The 16,822-nt window shown below is 60.6% G+C and carries 21 protein-coding genes and 1 tRNA gene; 15 read left to right on the top strand and 7 right to left on the bottom strand.

Annotated features, from left to right (window positions below; genetic code table 11):
• Window position 1: 1 nt before the first annotated feature.
• From H040_RS07035 to H040_RS07015, 4 genes are all read left to right on the top strand, one after another.
• Entirely contained in the window at window positions 2–1,024 is a 1,023-nt protein-coding gene (locus H040_RS07035) for a LacI family DNA-binding transcriptional regulator (protein WP_027920511.1), read from the top strand.
• A 12-nt stretch (window positions 1,025–1,036) separates the two neighbouring features.
• A complete protein-coding gene (gene rbsK / locus H040_RS07030) occupies window positions 1,037–1,945 on the top strand; it encodes a ribokinase (protein ID WP_027920510.1) in 909 nt (302 codons plus the stop codon).
• Entirely contained in the window at window positions 1,942–2,340 is a 399-nt protein-coding gene (rbsD, locus tag H040_RS07025; RefSeq protein WP_027920509.1) for a D-ribose pyranase, read from the top strand. The genes rbsK and rbsD overlap by 4 nt, the downstream gene beginning before the upstream one ends.
• 176 nt (window positions 2,341–2,516) lie before the next feature.
• Complete coding sequence (locus H040_RS07015; protein WP_027920508.1) at window positions 2,517–3,524, top strand: nucleoside hydrolase; 1,008 nt, start codon at window positions 2,517–2,519, stop codon at window positions 3,522–3,524.
• On the opposite strand, the gene H040_RS07010 is transcribed toward H040_RS07015, so the two are convergent.
• The gene (locus H040_RS07010; RefSeq protein WP_027920507.1) at window positions 3,496–3,708 is read right to left on the bottom strand and encodes a hypothetical protein; all 213 of its coding nucleotides are present in this window, start codon (window positions 3,706–3,708) and stop codon (window positions 3,496–3,498) included. The genes H040_RS07015 and H040_RS07010 overlap by 29 nt on opposite strands.
• 261 nt (window positions 3,709–3,969) lie before the next feature.
• On the opposite strand from H040_RS07010, the gene H040_RS07005 reads away from it, so the two are divergent.
• Window positions 3,970–4,290 carry an I78 family peptidase inhibitor gene (locus H040_RS07005; RefSeq protein ID WP_027920506.1) on the top strand — a complete coding sequence of 107 codons (321 nt, stop codon included), beginning with the start codon at window positions 3,970–3,972 and terminating at the stop codon, window positions 4,288–4,290.
• A gap of 227 nt (window positions 4,291–4,517) precedes the next feature.
• On the opposite strand, the gene H040_RS07000 is transcribed toward H040_RS07005, so the two are convergent.
• Both H040_RS07000 and H040_RS06995 read right to left on the bottom strand, forming a co-directional pair.
• Window positions 4,518–4,730, bottom strand: coding sequence for a cold-shock protein (locus tag H040_RS07000; protein WP_003250656.1), 213 nt, complete (start codon window positions 4,728–4,730; stop codon window positions 4,518–4,520).
• Between the two features lie 162 nt (window positions 4,731–4,892).
• A complete protein-coding gene (locus tag H040_RS06995) occupies window positions 4,893–5,195 on the bottom strand; it encodes a hypothetical protein (protein ID WP_027920505.1) in 303 nt (100 codons plus the stop codon).
• A 337-nt stretch (window positions 5,196–5,532) separates the two neighbouring features.
• Between H040_RS06995 and thrS the strand changes: the two genes are divergently transcribed.
• The 10 genes from thrS (at window position 5,533) to H040_RS06940 (ending at window position 14,383) form a co-directional block, all read left to right on the top strand.
• Entirely contained in the window at window positions 5,533–7,455 is a 1,923-nt protein-coding gene (gene thrS / locus H040_RS06985; protein WP_027920504.1) for a threonine--tRNA ligase, read from the top strand.
• Window positions 7,455–8,006 (top strand): translation initiation factor IF-3, encoded by a 552-nt coding sequence (gene infC / locus H040_RS06980; protein ID WP_012052879.1) that lies wholly within the window; start codon window positions 7,455–7,457, stop codon window positions 8,004–8,006. Before thrS ends, infC begins: the two co-directional genes overlap by 1 nt.
• A 61-nt stretch (window positions 8,007–8,067) precedes the next feature.
• The gene (gene rpmI / locus H040_RS06975; RefSeq protein ID WP_003250667.1) at window positions 8,068–8,262 is read left to right on the top strand and encodes a 50S ribosomal protein L35; all 195 of its coding nucleotides are present in this window, start codon (window positions 8,068–8,070) and stop codon (window positions 8,260–8,262) included.
• 27 nt (window positions 8,263–8,289) lie between these two features.
• Window positions 8,290–8,646 (top strand): 50S ribosomal protein L20, encoded by a 357-nt coding sequence (gene rplT, locus H040_RS06970; RefSeq protein WP_003250671.1) that lies wholly within the window; start codon window positions 8,290–8,292, stop codon window positions 8,644–8,646.
• A 109-nt stretch (window positions 8,647–8,755) separates the two neighbouring features.
• Window positions 8,756–9,772 (top strand): phenylalanine--tRNA ligase subunit alpha, encoded by a 1,017-nt coding sequence (gene pheS, locus H040_RS06965; protein WP_027920503.1) that lies wholly within the window; start codon window positions 8,756–8,758, stop codon window positions 9,770–9,772.
• Between the two features lie 193 nt (window positions 9,773–9,965).
• The gene (gene pheT / locus H040_RS06960; protein ID WP_027920502.1) at window positions 9,966–12,347 is read left to right on the top strand and encodes a phenylalanine--tRNA ligase subunit beta; all 2,382 of its coding nucleotides are present in this window, start codon (window positions 9,966–9,968) and stop codon (window positions 12,345–12,347) included.
• Window positions 12,348–12,351: 4 nt separating this feature from the next.
• Entirely contained in the window at window positions 12,352–12,654 is a 303-nt protein-coding gene (gene ihfA, locus H040_RS06955; RefSeq protein ID WP_003250679.1) for an integration host factor subunit alpha, read from the top strand.
• A complete protein-coding gene (locus H040_RS06950; protein WP_008100384.1) occupies window positions 12,635–12,991 on the top strand; it encodes a MerR family transcriptional regulator in 357 nt (118 codons plus the stop codon). Before ihfA ends, H040_RS06950 begins: the two co-directional genes overlap by 20 nt.
• A 112-nt stretch (window positions 12,992–13,103) precedes the next feature.
• Window positions 13,104–13,180: transfer RNA gene (locus tag H040_RS06945), tRNA-Pro, on the top strand.
• 399 nt (window positions 13,181–13,579) lie between these two features.
• Window positions 13,580–14,383, top strand: coding sequence for an HNH endonuclease (locus H040_RS06940; RefSeq protein WP_027920501.1), 804 nt, complete (start codon window positions 13,580–13,582; stop codon window positions 14,381–14,383).
• A gap of 81 nt (window positions 14,384–14,464) precedes the next feature.
• Here the strand turns inward: H040_RS06940 and H040_RS06935 are convergent, their stop codons facing one another.
• The 4 genes from H040_RS06935 to H040_RS06920 all read right to left on the bottom strand — a co-directional run bounded on the left by H040_RS06935 (window position 14,465) and on the right by H040_RS06920 (window position 16,754).
• Window positions 14,465–15,628: an AAA family ATPase gene (locus H040_RS06935; protein WP_027920500.1), complete on the bottom strand. Its 1,164-nt coding sequence runs from the start codon at window positions 15,626–15,628 to the stop codon at window positions 14,465–14,467.
• 57 nt (window positions 15,629–15,685) lie between these two features.
• Window positions 15,686–15,970 (bottom strand): DUF3077 domain-containing protein, encoded by a 285-nt coding sequence (locus tag H040_RS28060; RefSeq protein ID WP_027920499.1) that lies wholly within the window; start codon window positions 15,968–15,970, stop codon window positions 15,686–15,688.
• A 108-nt stretch (window positions 15,971–16,078) separates the two neighbouring features.
• Window positions 16,079–16,345, bottom strand: coding sequence for a DUF3077 domain-containing protein (locus tag H040_RS06925; protein ID WP_027920498.1), 267 nt, complete (start codon window positions 16,343–16,345; stop codon window positions 16,079–16,081).
• A 166-nt stretch (window positions 16,346–16,511) separates the two neighbouring features.
• Window positions 16,512–16,754, bottom strand: coding sequence for a hypothetical protein (locus H040_RS06920; protein ID WP_027920497.1), 243 nt, complete (start codon window positions 16,752–16,754; stop codon window positions 16,512–16,514).
• Window positions 16,755–16,822: the final 68 nt, after the last annotated feature.

Genomic DNA, 16,822 nt, shown 5'->3' with positions numbered 1-16,822 from the left:
CATGGCAACCATCAAAGACGTCGCGGCCCGTGCGGGCATCTCCTACACCACGGTGTCACATGTACTGAACAAGACCCGCCCGGTCAGCGAGCAGGTACGGCTCAAGGTCGAGGCGGCCATCCTTGAGCTCGACTACGTGCCCAGCGCCGTGGCGCGCTCGCTGAAGGCGCGCAGCACGGCCACCATCGGCCTGCTGGTACCCAACAGCATCAACCCGTACTTCGCCGAACTGGCCCGAGGCATCGAGGATGCCTGTGAGCGCAACGGCTATTGCGTGATCCTTTGTAACTCAGACGATAACCCGCAAAAGCAGCGCAGCTACCTGCGCGTGCTGCTGGAAAAGCGCATCGACGGCCTGGTGGTGGCGTCGGTGGGCGAGGACGCCGACCTGCTGCAGAGCCTGGCCGGCGTGCGCACGCCGATGGTCATCGTCGACCGCGAGCTGGAGGGTGTCGATGCCGACCTTGTGCGCATCGACCATGAGCACGGTGCCTACCTGGCGACCCGCCATCTGCTGGAGCTGGGCCATCGCGACATCGCCTATATCGGCGGCCCCGCCGAGACGGGTGTCACGCAGTTGCGCCTGCGCGGCTTCCACCAGGCCATGGCTGAAGCTGAGGTTGAGGTGCTGGCAGGCAGGGTGTTGCATTGCGACTTCACCAGCCCGGGCGGCCATGCCGCCGCCGTGCAGCTGCTCGATGGCAAGCGCCCGACGGCGATCTTCGCCGGCAACGACATGATCGGTTTCGGTGTGTTGCGCGCCGCTGCCGAGCGAAACATCAGCGTACCGGGCGAACTGTCGGTGATCGGCTTCGACGACATCGAGCTGAGCCGCTATGTGTACCCGCCGCTGACCACGGTCGGCCAATCGATTCGCGAGCTTGGCGAGAGCGCTGCTGCCTTGCTGCTGTCCCGTATCGCCACGCCGCGGTGCGATGCCGCCGAGCAGCGCATCGTCGCCCCGCGCATTGTGCTGCGCGAATCCACCGGGCCGCGCCCGGACCTGTTCAATGATTACCGCTAAGGAATTTGCGCCATGAATGCCAAGGTAGTGGTGGTCGGGAGCCTCAACATGGACCTGGTGGCCCGCGCCCAGCGGCTGCCGCGGCCCGGTGAAACACTGGCTGGGGAGTGTTTTTTCACCGTGCCGGGCGGCAAGGGTGCCAACCAGGCGGTGGCAGTGGCACGCCTGGGTGGCCGTGTGGCAATGGTGGGTAATGTCGGCGATGACGCCTACGGTCAGCAGTTGCGCCAGGCGCTGGAAGTGGAAGGCATCGATTGCCAGGCGGTCAGCGTGTGCCCGGGTGTGTCCAGTGGCGTGGCGCTGATTACCGTGGACGCTGCCAGCCAGAACTGCATCGTCATCATTCCTGGCGGTAACGGGTTGCTGACGCCCGAGTCGGTGCAGCGCTTCGATGCGTTGCTGCAGGCGGCCGAGGTGATCATCTGCCAGCTCGAAGTACCGGCCGAGACTGTTGCCTGGACCCTTGCCAGAGGGCATGAGCTGGGCAAGCGGGTGATCCTGAACCCGGCGCCGGCCACTGGACCGCTGCCGGCTAGCTGGTTTGCCCATGTCGACTACCTCACCCCCAATGAGAGCGAGGCCGAGGCACTGACCGGGACGCCGGTCAACGACCTGGAGAGTGCCCGCCGCGCGGGCGAGCGTTTGCTGCAACTGGGTGCCGGCAAGGTGATCGTCACCCTGGGGGCGCAAGGCGCCTTGTTCGTCAGCCGTGACGGTAGCCAACATTTCCCGGCGCCGCAGGTGCAGCCGTTGGATACCACGGCGGCGGGCGACACCTTCATCGGCGGTTTTGCTGCGGCGCTGGTGCAGGGCAAGGGAGAGGGCGAGGCCATTGCGTTCGGCCAGCGTGCTGCGGCGTTGTCCGTCACCCGTGCCGGCGCCCAGCCGTCGATTCCTTATCTGGCGGAGCTGACGCCATGAAAAAGACCACGCTGCTCAACGTTGCGCTGTCGCGGACCATCGCCGGGATGGGGCATGGGGACATCCTGGTGATCGGCGATGCCGGCTTGCCGGTGCCCCCGGGTGTCGAGCTGATCGACCTGGCGCTGACGGCGGGCGTACCGGATTTTGCCAGCGTGCTGCGCGCGGTGTTGAGCGAGCTGCAGGTGGAGCGGCATGTGCTGGCCGAAGAGATGCAAAAGGTGGTGCCGCCGGCGCTGGTCGAAATCGAGCGCCTGAAGGGCAAGCTGGGCAAGCGTGAATGGCTGAGCCATGAGGATTTCAAGGTGCTGTCGCGCAGTGCCCGGGCGATCGTGCGCACCGGCGAGTGCCAGCCCTACAGCAACATCGCCCTGATATCCGGCGTCACCTTCTAACAAGCGAAACACAAAGCGCTTTTGTAGGAGCGGCCTCGTGTCGCGAAAGGGGTGCGAAGCGCCCCCAAGGTCTCAGCTTCGCCGCAGGAATTGCCGGGGCCGCCTTGCGGCGCTTTCGCGACACGAGGCCGCGCCTACAGTGATCGCATTCCATCTCATGGCAACAGGAGTGCCCCATGCTCAAACCCCTGCTACAAGGACTCACCCTCATGGCCGCAGCCGCTACCACCAACCTCCAGGCCGCCCCACGTGACCTGATCATCGACACCGACCCCGGCGCCGACGATGTGGTCGCACTGTTCCTGGCCATGGCCTCACCCGAAGCACTCAACATTCGCGCCATCACCACCGTCGCCGGCAACGTGCGCCTGGAAAAGACCTCGCGCAACGCCCGCCTGGCCCGTGAGTGGGCTGGCCGTGAAGATATCCCGGTATACGCCGGGGCAGGGCGGCCACTGGTGCGCGCGCCTATCTACGCCGCTGATGTCCACGGTGAAGAAGGCCTGACCGGCGTCGCGGTGCATGAACCGAAAAAGCCCCTGGCCGAAGGCAATGCCGTGCAATACCTGGTCGATACCTTGGGGAGCGCCAAGCCCCACAGCATCACCATCGCCATGCTCGGCCCGCAGACCAACCTGGCCCTGGCGCTGATCCAGCGTCCGCAAATCGCCCAGGGCATCAAGGAAGTGGTGATCATGGGCGGTGCCCACTTCAACGGCGGCAACATCACCCCAGTGGCGGAGTTCAACCTCTACGCCGACCCGCACGCCGCCGAAGTGGTGTTGGCCAGCGGCGTGCAACTCACCTACCTGCCGCTGGACGTTACCCACAAGATCCTTACCAGTGACGCCCGGCTCAAGCAGCTGGCCGCCGTGAACAACCACGCCAGCAAGCAGGTTGTCGATATTCTGCAGGCTTACATCAAGCACGACATGGACCTGTATGGCATGCCCGGTGGGCCGGTGCATGACGCCAGCATCATCGCTTATCTGCTAAAGCCCGAGCTGTTCAGCGGGCGGCGCATTCACATGAGCGTCGACAGCCGCGAAGGCCCGACTTTCGGTCAGACCGTCGCCGACTGGTACGGCGTGCTCAAGCAACCGGCCAATGTGCTGTGGGTAAACGAGGGTGACGCCCAAGGCTTTTTCGACCTGCTCAGCGCGCGCCTGGCTCTATTGCAATAGCCGCGTGGGGCGCATAGCGCTCAAATACCTGGTCGATGAAACTGCGCGCCGCTTCGCCGCCGCGGTCGCGCACCAGCAGGTCGATGGCGATCAACAGCAACTCTTCGGGCGTGCTGGGGCTGTAGGCGCTCTGGCCCTCGGCCCATTTGACCTTGATATCGGCGTCGATGCTGTGGCTGCTCATGGAAGGCTCTCGCTGGGGACCCGGAGTAGAGGGGCGAACACCGGATCCTGGCGTTCGAAGAAGGCACTGTGCCTTCACTTCCTAAAGTAAATCATGACTTTGCGGCGCAAACCAAGCGGCTCGTCGGCTGAGTGGTAAAATTCGGTCACGATTGCCTTTGGCCCCGGTGTGGTGAGTTCAGGCAGACTTGCGCGGTTTTGCAACGAATTACTGGTGGAGCTGTCGGATCAGGCAGTTCCCAGATCGATTTTAGGAGGATTCATGTTCCGTACCCGTGCTTTCCTGGCAACCCTGGCGGTGGCTGCTGTCCTGGCTGGTTGCAGCACTGGCGGTAACTCAGGGGGTGGCAAGGCGCCTGAGGCGTCGGCGGGCAATGATGGCCGCTGCGAGGCCAGCGGTGCCGACTTCGCCATCGGCAAGCCGGGCAGCGCCGACCTGCTGGAGCAGGCGCGCAAGGCCAGTGGTTCACAGATGGCGCGGATTCTCAAGCCGCACGACGTGGTAACCCTGGAGTACCGCTCCGAGCGCCTGAACCTGAATGTGGACGAGCAGGGTGTGGTGACTCGCGTCAACTGCGGTTGATCCAGCAGCAACGCGGTCCCTTGTAGGAGCGGCCTTGCGTCGCGAAAGGGCCGCAAAGCGGCCCCGGCAGTTTCTGATTCGAAGCTGAGACCTTGGGGGCGCTTCGCACCCCTTTCGCGACGCAAGGCCGCTCCTACAAAAGCAAGTGTGTGAGCCAGGCAAGCGCCCATGGCAAGCGCCCATAAAAAAACCCGCCACAAGGGCGGGTTTTTTTACAGCTGCCCGAATTACTCCGGACGAACCTGCGCAGCCTGCATGCCCTTCTGGCCGCGCTCGGCGACGAAGGAAACAGTCTGGCCTTCTTTCAGGCTCTTGAAGCCGTCGGATTCGATGGCTTTGAAGTGTACGAACAGGTCGTCGCCGCCGCCTGCTGGGGTGATGAAGCCGTAGCCTTTCTCATCATTGAACCATTTGACGGTGCCTTGTTGGCGATTGGACATGAGGTGAATCTCCAGAACATTTAGTTTTTTCAGTGGTGCAATGTGGCCGAGGCTACGGAGCACGGGCAACATCATAGTCTAATTCTGCGCATCTAGCGCCTTTTACCTTCGCAGGATATTGATCCAGGCCAAATAATGCGTGAATCAAACCCTGCGCACGGCTCATTTTGGCTTGCAGGCAGCCTGTACGGTCATCTGTGCCTTCTTCATCAGGTTGGCATCCACGCCGTCGGTGCTGTCCAGCTCAGCGATCTCCTTATCGGTAAAATTCTTTTTGATGGCCTGGGCACCACATTCGCAGTGCTTTTTCGCGGTCGCGGCATCAAGGCCCTTGCCGCTGGCCACCTGTTGGCACTGGGTCATGTAGTGGCCCTCCTTCCCGGCAGGGAAGTTGCCAGCATTGGCAGCCACGGGCAGCAGCAGTGCGCCAGCGGCCGCCAGGGCCAGTAGAGACGGTACTCGCATAACCAGTTACTCCTTGGGTTAAGGTCTCAACAAGCGTAGGTTGCTTCCCAAGGTCTGATAGGAATTTTTCCGCGATAGTTCACCGAGGCGGCGTAATTTCCAAATATTTCTGCGTGGCGCGTAACCCGCGTGCTAGCATGCCCGGCTTGCAGCTGACAATGTTCAGCTTGCAGCGATCTTTTTTATTTCCAGTCACTCTGGTTCGTCCCTGGCAAGCCGAAAGGCTTCTGCCACTGTGAGGCAGGCTTCCCTGAAGGGAAGGCAGGTCGGATCTTGTACTGGCTCATCCCAACCCACGTGACCTTTGGTAGGGGTCACCACTAGGAGAGGAGGCGCCATGCCCGTTATTACTCTTCCCGATGGCAGTCAACGTTCGTTTGATCACGCCGTATCCGTCGCCGACGTCGCCGCTTCCATCGGCGCAGGCCTGGCCAAGGCCACCGTGGCCGGCAAGGTCGACGGCAAGCTGGTTGATGCTTGCGACCTGATCCACAACGACGCCACCCTGCAGATCATCACCCCTAAAGATGCAGAGGGACTGGAGATCATTCGTCACTCGTGTGCCCACCTGGTCGGCCACGCGGTGAAGCAGCTGTACCCGACCGCCAAGATGGTGATCGGCCCGGTGATCGACGAAGGCTTCTATTACGACATCGCCTACGAGCGCCCCTTCACCCCAGAAGACATGGCCGCCATCGAAAAGCGCATGATGGAGCTGATCGAAAAAGACTACGACGTGGTCAAGAAGGTCACCCCGCGCGCCGAAGTCATCGACGTGTTCAAGGCCCGTGGCGAAGACTACAAGCTGCGCCTGGTCGAAGACATGCCGGACGAGCAGGCCATGGGCCTGTACTACCACGAAGAATACGTCGACATGTGCCGTGGCCCGCACGTGCCGAACACGCGTTTCCTCAAGGCATTCAAGCTGACCAAGCTGTCCGGTGCCTACTGGCGCGGCGATGCCAAGAACGAGCAGCTACAACGCGTGTACGGCACCGCCTGGGCCGACAAGAAGCAGCTGGCCGCCTACATCCAGCGCATCGAAGAAGCCGAAAAACGCGACCACCGCAAGATCGGCAAGCAGCTCGACCTCTTCCACCTGCAGGAAGAAGCCCCGGGCATGGTGTTCTGGCACGCCAACGGCTGGACCGTGTACCAGGTGCTCGAGCAGTACATGCGCCAGGTTCAGCGCGTCAACGGCTACCAGGAAATCAAGACCCCGCAGGTTGTCGACCGCATCCTCTGGGAGCGTTCCGGCCACTGGTCGAACTACGCCGAAAACATGTTCACCACTTCGTCGGAAAGCCGTGACTACGCGGTCAAGCCGATGAACTGCCCATGCCACGTGCAGGTGTTCAACCAGGGCCTGAAGAGCTACCGCGACCTGCCACTGCGCCTGGCCGAGTTCGGTGCTTGCCACCGTAACGAGCCATCCGGCGCCCTGCACGGCATCATGCGCGTGCGTGGCTTCGTGCAGGACGACGCGCACATCTTCTGCACCGAAGAACAGGTGAAGAAAGAAGCCGCCGACTTCATCAAGCTGACCCTGGATGTGTACAAGGACTTCGGCTTCACCGACATCGCCATGAAGCTGTCGACCCGCCCAGCCAAGCGTGTGGGCTCCGAAGAGCTGTGGGACCGTGCCGAAGGCGCACTGGCCGACGCCCTGAACGAGTCGGGCCTGGAGTGGGAATACCAGCCGGGCGAGGGCGCGTTCTATGGTCCGAAGATCGAGTTCACCCTGCGCGACTGCCTCGGCCGTAACTGGCAGTGTGGTACCCTGCAGTACGACCCGAACCTGCCAGAGCGCCTGGATGCCAGCTATATCGCCGAAGATAACAGCCGTGTTCGCCCGGTCATGCTGCACCGTGCAATCCTCGGTTCGTTCGAGCGCTTCATCGGCATGCTGATCGAGCACTACGCCGGCGTGTTCCCAGCGTGGCTGGCACCGACTCAGGCGGTGATCATGAACATCACCGACAAACAGGCCGATTTCGCCCTCGAGGTGGAAAATGCTCTGAACGGTAGCGGTTTCCGTGCCAAGTCGGACTTGAGAAATGAGAAGATCGGCTTTAAAATCCGCGAGCATACTTTGCTCAAGGTCCCGTACCTTTTGGTTATAGGGGATCGAGAAGTCGAAACACGAACCGTCGCTGTGCGTACTCGCGAAGGCGCAGACCTGGGCTCCATGCCCGTCGCCCAGTTCGCTGAGCTCCTGACACAAGCGGTTTCCCGGCGTGGTCGCCAAGAAACGGAGTAATGACTATTAAGCGTGAAATGAGAAACGATAAGCGTGCTGTACCGAAGGCCCCGATCAACGAGAATATCTCGGCCCGCGAGGTTCGGTTAATTGGCGCTGATGGCGAGCAGGTTGGCATCGTCTCGATTGATGAAGCGCTTCGTATCGCTGATGAAGCGAAGCTGGATCTGGTAGAAATCTCTGCAGACGCGGTACCGCCTGTCTGCAAGGTCATGGACTACGGCAAGCACCTCTTCGAGAAGAAGAAGCAGGCTAACGAAGCCAAGAAAAACCAGAAGCAGATTCAGATTAAAGAAATCAAGTTTCGTCCAGGGACGGAGGATGGGGATTACCAGGTAAAACTACGCAACCTGGTACGTTTCCTTACCGATGGGGACAAGGCCAAGATCTCTCTGAGATTCCGTGGTCGTGAGATGGCCCACCAGGAGCTGGGCATGGAGCTGTTGAAGCGGGTTGAAGCTGACCTCGCCGAATACGGCACCGTTGAGCAGCATCCGAAGATGGAAGGACGCCAGCTTATGATGGTCATCGCCCCCAAGAAAAAGAAGTAATCTCCCGGGCACGGCAGGCCTGATGATTATTGTGTAATTTTTATCGAATGCGGAGTTCAACATGCCAAAAATGAAAACCAAGAGCGGTGCTGCGAAGCGCTTCCTGAAGACAGCTTCGGGCTTCAAGCACAAGCACGCTTTCAAGAGCCACATCCTGACCAAAATGTCGACCAAGCGTAAGCGTCAACTGCGCGGTGCCAGCTTGCTGCACCCGTCCGACGTGGCAAAAGTCGAGCGCATGCTGCGCGTTCGTTAATTCTGGTTAAGATAGAGGAAGTTACTCATGGCTCGTGTTAAGCGCGGCGTTATCGCTCGTAAGCGTCACAAAAAAATTCTGAAACTGGCTAAAGGTTACTACGGTGCACGTTCGCGCGTATTCCGTGTTGCCAAGCAAGCGGTCATCAAGGCAGGCCAATACGCCTACCGCGACCGTCGCCAGAAGAAGCGTCAGTTCCGCGCACTGTGGATCGCTCGTATCAACGCCGGTGCCCGCACCAACGGTCTGTCCTACAGCCGTCTGATTGCTGGCCTGAAAAAGGCTTCGATCGAAATCGACCGTAAGGTTCTGGCCGATCTGGCAGTGAACGAAAAAGCGGCGTTTGCTGCGATTGTCGAGAAAGCTAAAGCCGTTCTGGCTTAAGTACCCGCGACAATCACCCGGCGGCGCGTGCGCTGCCGGGCATTGAACGTCATCGATAGGGGAAGAGCCTTCAAAGCTCTTCCCCTATTTTCGTATCTGGAGTCTGTACATGGAAAACCTGGATGCGCTGGTCTCCCAAGCCCTAGAGGCCGTCGAGCGCGCTGAAGACATCACTACCCTGGAACAGATCCGGGTTCAGTACCTCGGCAAGAAGGGCGAACTGACCCAGGTGATGAAGACCCTGGGCAACCTGCCAGCCGATGAGCGCCCGAAAGTCGGCGCCCTGATCAACGACGCCAAAGAGCGCGTCACCGTCGTGCTCAACGCACGCAAGGCTGCCTTCGAAGAGGCCGAGCTCAGCGCTCGCCTGGCCGCCGAATGCATCGACGTGACCCTGCCAGGCCGTGGCCAGACCACCGGCGGGCTGCACCCGATCACCCGTACTCTCGAGCGCATCGAGCAGTTCTTCACCCACATCGGCTACGGCATCGCCGAAGGCCCTGAGGTCGAAGACGACTACCACAACTTCGAAGCGCTCAACATCCCTGGCCACCACCCGGCCCGGGCGATGCACGACACCTTCTACTTCAATGCCAACATGCTGCTGCGCACCCACACCTCGCCGGTGCAGGTGCGGACCATGGAGTCCACCCAGCCGCCAATCCGCATTGTTTGCCCGGGCCGCGTGTACCGCTGCGACTCGGATATCACCCACTCGCCGATGTTCCACCAGGTCGAAGGCCTGCTGATCGACCGCGGCATCAACTTCGCTGACCTCAAGGGCACCATCGAAGAATTCCTGCGGGTGTTCTTCGAGAAAGAACTGGCCGTGCGCTTCCGCCCGTCGTTCTTCCCGTTCACCGAGCCGTCCGCCGAAGTCGACATCCAGTGCGTGATGTGTTCCGGCAAGGGCTGCCGCGTGTGCAAGCAAACCGGCTGGCTGGAAGTCATGGGTTGCGGCATGGTGCACCCGAACGTGCTGCGCATGTCTGGCATCGACCCGGAAGAGTTCCAGGGCTTCGCCTTCGGCATGGGCGCCGAGCGCCTGGCCATGCTGCGCTATGGCGTCAACGATTTGCGTCTGTTCTTCGACAACGACCTGCGCTTCCTCGCGCAATTCCGTTAGTGGGCTGTGCGGCCAAGGCGCGCGCCCAAATTCGTGCGCCAGGCTTTGCACCGCAAGGCGCCACGACGAGTCGTAGCCAGCTACGGCGAGGAGTGGCAACGCAGCGGTGCGAAGCCTGGTGCCGAAGTTGGGCGTGCGGGTTGGTCGTACAGGTCACTCAGTCAATGCCCGACGCAACTTTCAGGAGAACAGCATGAAATTCAGTGAACAGTGGCTGCGCGGTTGGGTAAACCCGCAAGTCTCCCGTGACGAACTGGTCGCCCGCCTGTCCATGGCCGGCCTCGAAGTTGACAGCGTTACCCCCGCTGCCGGCCAGTTCAGCGGCATCGTCGTGGGCGAGATCCTCGCCACCGAACAACACCCGGACGCCGACAAGCTGCGCGTGTGCCAGGTGAGCAATGGCCAGGAAACCTTCCAGGTCGTGTGCGGCGCGCCTAATGCCCGCCCAGGCATCAAGATCCCGTTCGCCATGATCGGCGCCGAGCTGCCAGGTGACTTCAAGATCAAGAAGGCCAAGCTGCGCGGCGTCGAGTCGTTCGGCATGCTCTGCTCGGCCGCCGAACTGCAGATCAGCGAAGAAAACGACGGCCTGCTGGAACTGGCTGCCGACGCCCCGGTGGGCGAAGACATCCGCCAGTACCTGAGCTTGGACGACGCCAGCATCGAGATCGGCCTGACCCCGAACCGCGGTGACTGCCTGTCCATCGCAGGCCTGGCCCGCGACGTCAGCGCCCTGTACGACGTGCCGGTCACCCGCCCGGCGGTGCCAGCCGTAGCCCCAGCCCATGACGAAGTGCGCCCGGTCGAAGTCAGCGCCCCGGCCGCCTGCCCACGCTACCTCGGCCGCGTCATCCGCAACGTCGACCTGAGCAAGCCGACCCCGCTGTGGATGGTCGAGCGCCTGCGCCGCAGCGACGTGCGCAGCATCGACGCCGCCGTCGACATCACCAACTACGTGATGCTCGAACTCGGCCAGCCGATGCACGCCTTCGACCTCGCCGAAATCAACGGCGGCATCCGCGTGCGCATGGCTGAAGAAGGCGAGAAACTCGTCCTGCTCGACGGCCAGGAAGTGGCCCTGCGTGCCGACACCCTGGTCATCGCCGACCACACCCGCGCCCTGGCCATCGCCGGCGTCATGGGTGGCGAACACAGCGGTGTGAACACCGAAAAAACCCGCGACCTGTTCCTCGAAAGCGCCTTCTTCGAGCCGATCTCCGTCGCTGGCAAGGCCCGTTCCTACGGCCTGCACACCGATGCCTCGCACCGCTACGAGCGCGGCGTCGATTCGCAGCTGGCCCGCGAAGCCATCGAGCGCGCCACCCAGCTGATCCTCGACATCGTCGGCGGCGAAGCCGGCCCGGTGGTCGAAGCCGTCAGCGAACAGCACCTGCCGAACGTCGCCCCGGTTACCCTGCGCGCCGAACGCATCACCCAGATGCTCGGCATGCAGATGGACCCGGCCCAGGTCGAGCAGCTGCTCAACAACCTTGGCCTGGCGACTACGGCTAACGGGGCAGGGCAGTGGACCGTCAACGTCCCAAGCCACCGCTTCGACATCAGCCTGGAAGTCGACCTGATCGAAGAGCTGGCCCGCCTGTACGGTTACAACAACCTGCCAGTGCGCTACCCGCAAGCCCGCCTCGCGCCGCAAGCCCGCCCGGAAACCCGTGGCGAGCTGCCAAACCTGCGCCGCCTGCTGGTTGCCCGCGGCTACCAGGAAGCCATCACCTACAGCTTCATCGACCCGAAACTGTTCGAGCTGTTCAGCCCAGGCGTCGAGCCGCTGCTGCTGGCCAACCCGATCTCCAACGACATGGCCGCCATGCGCGCCTCGTTGTGGCCGGGCCTGGTCAAGGCGCTGCAGCACAACCTCAACCGCCAGCAAGACCGCGTGCGCCTGTTCGAAAGTGGCCTGCGCTTCGTCGGCCAGCTCGGTAACCTCCAGCAGCAGCCCATGATCGCCGGCGTCGTCACCGGCAGCCGCCTGCCGGAAGGCTGGGCGAACGGTCGCGACACCATCGACTTCTTCGACGTCAAGGCCGACGTGGAAGCCCTGCTGGGCTACAGCGGCGCCCTGAGCGACTTCACCTTCGCCGCCGGCAAGCACCCAGCCCTGCACCCTGGCCAGACCGCTGTAATCCAGCGCGACGGCAAGGACGTCGGCTACCTCGGCGCCCTCCACCCGGAGCTTGCCAAAGCCCTGGACCTGGACCGCCCGGTGTTCGTCTTCGAGCTGGTGTTGGGTGATGTGGTCGAAGGCCGCCTGCCGAAATTCAGCGAACTCTCCAAGTTCCCGGAAACCCGTCGCGACCTGGCTTTGATTGCAGGACGTGATGTAGCTTCTCAAGATGTGCTTGAAGTAATTCGTGACAATGCAGGCGAATGGCTCACAGACCTCAGGCTGTTTGATGTCTACCAAGGTAAAGGCATTGATCCTGATAGAAAAAGCCTCGCCGTCGGCTTGACCTGGCAGCATCCATCGCGCACTCTTAACGACGATGAGGTGAACACTACCCTGCAAAACATCCTCACCTCGCTCGAACAAAGGTTGAACACCACGTTAAGGAAATAACGGCATGGGTGCTCTGACGAAAGCTGAGATGGCCGAAAGGCTGTACGAGGAGCTGGGGCTTAACAAGCGTGAGGCCAAGGAGCTGGTCGAGCTGTTTTTTGAAGAAATTCGGCACGCACTTGAAGAGAACGAGCAGGTCAAGTTGTCCGGTTTCGGCAACTTCGACCTTCGCGACAAACGCCAGCGGCCGGGCCGCAACCCCAAGACAGGGGAAGAGATCCCGATCACCGCACGGCGCGTCGTCACCTTTCGTCCAGGGCAGAAGTTGAAGGCCCGGGTTGAGGCCTATGCTGGAACCAAGCCATAACGACGAACTGCCCCCCATACCGGGCAAACGCTACTTCACCATTGGTGAGGTGAGCGAGTTGTGTGCCGTGAAGCCACACGTGCTGCGGTATTGGGAGCAGGAATTTCCTCAGCTCAACCCTGTGAAGCGGCGGGGGAACCGGCGGTATTATCAGCGGCAGGATGTGCTGATGATTCGCCAGATCCGCGCGCTGCTGTATGATCAGGGGTTCACCATTGGCGGGGCGCGGTTGCGGCTCTCCAGTGATGAGGTGAAGGATGAATCGAGCCAGTACAAGCAGCTGATTCGGCAGATGATTGTCGAGTTGGAGGATGTGTTGGTGGTGTTGAAGAAGTAGGCTGGTTTCTGATGAGTGGAAAATTTTTTGAGAAAAAGGTTTCATTTATCAGGAGGTTAGGGTACATTCTTCAACGTTCTCGGCAAGATTGAGAACATGCTTCAAGCCCAGTCGGGGCGTAGCGCAGCCCGGTAGCGCACTTGCATGGGGTGCAAGGGGTCGAGTGTTCGAATCACTCCGTCCCGACCATTATTTAAACAACTAAGCCACCTTCGGGTGGCTTTTTTGTTTGTGCGGTAGAAACTGTGGGTTGGTGAGCATGCATCACTGGCTTGTGCTCAGTTCCCAGGTATGCAGCCATATGGCCTATGGGGCTTGTAGCTCTGCGGTCTCTCTCGTGAGCCGGGGGATTTGAACCGCCGTCCGACGACGTTGCTCTGCGTAAGCGCACCGTAGGTGGCAGAGATCAACGACGCATTGTAAGCCAACACTCTGCAGTGCCATGTATACAAGAAGGGCATTGTCCTCTCTGACCTTCATCCCTACTGGCTAAACCAACGCCCAATGTGGCGGTCCATTTCTTACAAATCTCGTAGGAAATTTCTTCTTTTTTGATAGGCTTTTGCCATCAATCGAGAGGAAAACGTAATGTCCGTCGTCATAGTGGAAAATGACACGTCGCAATGGGAAGACAAGACCGGCGCCGTTTACCACTTCCCCAAACGCTACCAAGCTTTACTCGTTCCGGGCACCGATGTCATCTACTACAAGGGACGCATAAAAGATAAAGCGTTTTCCCCTGTACGGCTGAGCGATGGCCCGCATTATTTTGGTACGGCGCGCATCGGTAAGGTATACGCGGATCCTGGTAGTGCTAAGGGTGACCTTTACGCGCTGATCGAAAACTTCGCGCAGTTTGAAGGTGCTGTCCCTTCGAAAATTGATGGGGTGTACCTGGAGACCATCCCTGCCAACCGATTAAAAAACTATTGGCGTGACGGAGTTCGGCCCATATCCCAAGCTGATTTCGATGCCATTTTAAGCCATGCCAAGCTCCAGCCTTTGCAAGCAGAAGCGAATGGGCCGAATGTGGAAGGCGATCTGTTCACTCTCGAATCGGCCAATGAAGGCAGCAAATTTAGCTACTTTGGAACTCGCTACGAGCGAAGAAAAGATCTGAGGATGCAGGCCATCGCTATCCACGGTCTTGACTGCAAAGGATGTGGATTTGATTTCGAACAGGCCTATGGTGAACACGCAAAGGGCTTCATTCACGTTCACCATGTAGTACCGATTTCGGAGTCCGGCGGCGAGAAAGCTGTGGATCCCGAGACTGATCTCGTAACGTTGTGCGCCAACTGTCACGCAGTCGTCCACCGCAAGCGGGATATGACACTTAGCATTGATGAATTGAAAGGAATGGTGCGCGGGCGATGGGTATTCGAGTCTTGAGCGCATTTCTGTGCTTTAGGCAATAACAGTCGCATTGGGGCAGGCTGGGACATCCAGCCCATCCCGCCACCATTTCGCTGATCAGTCGACCCACCGCCACAGCGGCTCATCCAGCAATCCAACGCCTCGCAACTGCGTCTGCCCCTGATGCTTCTCCAGCTCCAGCACATTGCAACCGTCACACGCCGTTAACGCCTCAATCAGCGGCCTGCTGTGCGACACCACCCACACCTGGCTGCGCTGCGAGGCGCGGATGATCAGCCGGGCCAGGGCCGGGAGCAAGTCAGCATGCAGGCTGGTTTCCGGTTCGTTGAGCACCATCAGTGATGGCGGACGTGGCGTCAGCAGCGCGGCCATCAGCAACAGGTAGCGCAAGGTCCCGTCCGACAACTCGGCGCCGCCCAGCGGACGCAGTAGCCCTTGCTGATGCAGCCGCACGCTGAACAGGCCACCCGGTGGCGCGTCGATCTCCAAGCGGCTGCCGGGGAATGCATCCTCCAGCGCGGCAACGAGGTCTTCCACCTCTCCGATCTCGATGATGGTCTGCAGCGCCGAGGCGAGGTTGCGTCCATCGTGGTGCAGCACTGGCGAGCGGGTGCCCAGCTGGGGCTGGCGGCAGGGCGCATCGCGGTCGATGCGGAAGTGATCGTAGAACCGCCAGCTATTGATGAACGCACGCAGCTCGCCGATCTCTGGTGCCTGCCGCGGTCGACCAACGATGTTGAAGAAGCTCTCACAACTGTCGGCATGCTGATCGAGAACCGTCCAGCTGTTGCCCTCTCGAGCACGAACCATGCCGTTCTTGCGCTCTACCAACAAGGAAGAGGGACGGTAGGCTCCAGCACCCCAGATGGCTTCAGATTTGATCTCGGGATCGAGCATGAACGCAGTGGGATAGGGCAGGGGAATAGGCAGGCCGAGCGAGATGGCAAAGCCGAAATCCTCGGTGGCAAAACCCAAGCGCAGGCGTTTTACGTCGCTAGGATGCTGGCCTTGGATGGGCACCTCACCGCGCTTCATGCGTGCACTCATCTCAGGCCCGGCCCACCAGGTCGAATCCAGTCCGCCTTCACGGGCAAGTGCTTCGATCACGCCGCCTTGGGCGGTTTCGGCGAGCAGGCGCAGGGCTTTGTAGAGATTGGATTTACCGCTGCCGTTGGCACCCGTCACCAGGTTGAGTTGGCCTAGAGGCAACACAAGGTGATTGATCGAGCGGTAATTGCCGATGGCGAGGGTGGTGAGCATCCGGTGCGTCCCAGCTTGAACTGAGTGGCCAATTGTGGCTGAACTGGGGCGGCGTTACTACCGGTCAGCTGGGGTTCGGGAGTGAGGGCGGATGTGTTCGAGTTCATCAAACAGGGCGCGAACCATCATGTTGAGGTAGCGGGAGGTAGCGACTCTGCGGTGGTCGCCTAACATGACGCCGGTGTGGTTGAGGTAGCGGGCGCAGTCCAACAGTTTCGAAGCTTGCTCTTTGGCTTGGAGGGTAGGTATCCCGGGGATGGTGGTGATCAGTTGTTGGGATGGTTTGTAGCTGGGGGCCGGAATGTTGTCGCTCCCACTACTCGGGGTGTTGTTTTGCTGCATCTGTGTAATCTCCTGGAATCGGCGCAGGGGCTTGGATTGCTGGGGCCGCGTTGCGGCCCTTTCGCGGCTAAAGCCGCTCCTACACTGGGTGGCGCCGGTGCTGACGGTTCAATCCTTCATCATGCCCAGTTCGGCATCATCGAGCAGGGCCTTGGCCAGGGCGCTGAGGTAGTGAGAGGCCCAGAGCAGTTGGGGTTTGTCTTCCATCAGGCCGTCGATGGTCAGGTCGCGGACATAGCCCATTAGTTCAGAGGCCTGTTCGCGGGCACTTTGGCAAGGGATGCCGGGTTCGATGCGGAAGAGTGGATGGGTCTGGTTATCGCCTTGGTAGAAGGTGGTTTTGCCGACTGTGAAATGGGTTTCTTCGGTGGCCATTGATTGATCTCCCTGAAGTTATAACTGCCTTGGCTGGCCCTATCGCTGGCAAGCCGGGATCCCACAGGTTCACCACGCGTCTGAGGGGCGTCTTCAACCTCAACGGCGGTGCTGTGCGAGTGGGTTAGTCTGCAAAAGCGTCAGGCTAGGCAAATCATGAAGTTGATTAATGCTGCGTCTGGGGATCGGCTGGTTTCTGGATTTGAACCAGCGCTGATTCGAGCAATTTACGCAGTGTTTCGAGCTCGTGCATTGTCGTCATGATCAACAACGACACGGGGGACTTGGGCTGCATCAGCATTGCCTGCTGGGCAACGACTTCTGCGCAAAGTGCGTAGTCAGCCGCCATCATCAGCGTGTCTTCGAGGGAGTGGAGATTATGGGGTGGGTCTGGAACTATCTTCAGCATGCTTACGCTCCAACAATGGTTGAGCTGCGATCCACCTCGCTGTCAAACGGGAGGGTGGCAGCTGTACG

This window comes from Pseudomonas sp. URMO17WK12:I7, assembly GCF_003269045.1.
GTDB classification, from domain to species: Bacteria; Pseudomonadota; Gammaproteobacteria; order Pseudomonadales; family Pseudomonadaceae; genus Aquipseudomonas; species Aquipseudomonas putida_J.
This window is presented reverse-complemented; position numbering and strand designations above follow the sequence as displayed.